The sequence below is a fragment of the Rhizobium sp. 01T444 genome (genome assembly GCF_056398305.1).
The window spans coordinates 1-504 of sequence record NZ_JBFTPD010000446.1; the positions used below are offsets into that span (position 1 = coordinate 1).

Below are 504 nucleotides of genomic sequence, written 5' to 3' on the forward strand. Positions count from 1 at the left end.
CTCTGGAATCGTCTCTGTGACTGCTGCGTCAGAAATTTTTCGACCTCCGCAGCAATGCCTCTTGCCGCTTCGGAAGGTGTCGCCCAACGCTCGCCGGCTTCCGCCTGTTCGCGAATCAGCCTCATCGCCTCGGCCTTCGCCTTCTCGTAGGTCCAGAACTGCACGTGATGCAGCATCTGGAGCGTCCATGGAGGTCGAAGTCACGCACCCTTTCCATCCGTGGAAGGGTCGGCGCCTGGTGCTTGCCACTCGCAAGCAGAACTGGGGCGAGGACCGCGTCATGTTCTTCGACGCCCATGGGCAGGTGCGCTCAGTGCCGGCAGGGTGGACCGATGCGGATCCGCCGGACGCTCGAACGGAGGCTTCAGCCGGGCGGTCGTTCTTCCGCGCGGACGACCTGTTGACGCTCGTGGCGTTGCTCGACGAGATCAAGAGTCGCCACCCCAGCAGGCGCCGGCGTGTCAAGTAAATTGTGCCGTATGTGTAAACGCTTCTATGCCGCAC

1 protein-coding gene is annotated in these 504 nt (G+C 62.5%); it reads left to right on the top strand.

Features of this window, described 5'->3' with window-relative positions:
* Nucleotides 1-187 precede the first annotated feature (187 nt).
* Complete coding sequence (locus AC1DTN_RS39390; RefSeq protein WP_477925701.1) at nt 188-469, top strand: DUF5372 family protein; 282 nt, start codon at nt 188-190, stop codon at nt 467-469.
* The last annotated feature ends 35 nt before the right edge of the window (nt 470-504 follow it).